This window comes from Mesorhizobium sp. M7A.F.Ca.AU.001.01.1.1 (assembly GCF_004022735.1).
GTDB classification, from domain to species: domain Bacteria; phylum Pseudomonadota; class Alphaproteobacteria; order Rhizobiales; family Rhizobiaceae; genus Mesorhizobium; species Mesorhizobium ciceri.
On sequence record NZ_RZPF01001084.1, the window covers coordinates 1 to 1382 of the forward strand.

At 59.2% G+C, this 1382-nt stretch carries 2 protein-coding genes; one reads left to right on the forward strand and one right to left on the reverse strand.

Going from position 1 to position 1382, the window contains the following annotated elements:
* Positions 1–890 (reverse strand): choline ABC transporter substrate-binding protein (gene choX, locus EN884_RS36025; protein WP_128361128.1); only part of this gene is annotated, 890 nt, incomplete at its 3' end.
* An 81-nt stretch (positions 891–971) separates the two neighbouring features.
* Between choX and EN884_RS36030 the strand changes: the two genes are divergently transcribed.
* On the forward strand, positions 972–1382 hold a 411-nt coding region (locus EN884_RS36030), incomplete at its 3' end, for a TetR family transcriptional regulator (RefSeq protein ID WP_128278220.1).

The following is a 1382-nucleotide window of genomic DNA, read 5'->3' on the forward strand; positions in this document are numbered from 1 at the left end:
AAGGTGGTGACACCGGCGAGCCAGGCATCGAGACGGCTCTTGTTGGCCGTGATTGCCTTCAGCGCGCCGTCCTCCGGCTTCATGCCGTCATTGATCAGATAACCCATGCCGACATTCTCGAAATCGATGTCGAAGGCGAGGTTTTTCAAGAACTGTGCGACGTTCGGGCATTGCTGCAGATAGCCCTTGCGCACCTGCGTCGTCACCGTCGCGGCGCCGAAATTCGGGCCGAAGAACTTGTCGCCGCCGGTCAGATATTTGAAGTCGTACATCATGTTCATCGGGTGCGGCGCCCAGCCCTGGAAGACGATGAACTGCTTCTCCTTGATCTCGTAGCCGACCTCGGAAAGCATGCCGGCTTCGCTCGATTCGACCACCTGCCAGCCGTCCAGGCCAAAGGCGGGATCGGCGATAGCGTCCATCATCAACTGGTTTGAACCGGGCTCGATGCCGTACATTTTCTTGCCGAATTTGTCGGCGAATTTGTGCAGGTCGGAAATGTCCTTGACGCCGGCTTCCCAGACATAGGTCGGCACGGCGAATGTGTATTTGGCGCCTACGAGATTGACGCGCACATTCTCGACCGAGCCGTCCTTCTTGTAGGGCTCGTAATAGGTGACCATGGCCGGGTCCCAGTAGCCCAGGAACAGGTCGAGGTCCCTGTTTTTCATGCCCTCGTAGATGACGTTGATGCCGAGCACCTGGCTTTGCGGCTGATAGCCAAGCGCCTCCAACAGGACATTTGCGACTCCTGTGGTGAAGGCAAGGTCGTTCCAGCCGGGTTCGGCCATGCGGACCGTCTTGCACTCTTCGGCCTCGGCCGCCTGGGCCGCATGAGTGGCCAACATGAGGCCGGCAAGGCAGACGCCATTTGCAAGGATGCGCAACATTTCGGTTCTCCTCGTCCGTAAAATTGACCAATTGGTCTTTTTATTGTCCCATGGGTCAATTCTTGATCTGAACGGACGAAGATGTCAACGTGGATTCGAAATGCATGGACCGATCCCGTGAAACTCAAGCGTCTCAGTGAGATCCGCCGCAAGGAATTGCGGCAGGCGGCCTTCGCGGTGCTGGAGCGCGAGGGCATTGCCGGCGCGACACTGGAAAAGGTGGCGGCGCAGGCCGGTGCCTCCAAGGGCATCGTGCTGCACTATTTCCGCAACAAGCAGGAATTGTTCGAGCACGCGATGCGTGAGGCAAACGCCGTCCTGTGCCAGGCGGTGATCGCGCGGCTTCGCCGGGCGCAGACTCCGATGGAGCGCATGGATGCGGTGATCGAGGGCAATTTCGAGGAGCATCTGTTCCAGCCGCCTCTCTGCCATGCCTGGCTGTCGCTCTGCGCCGAGGTGCCGCGCGACGAGAAGATGGCTCGTATCCAGAGG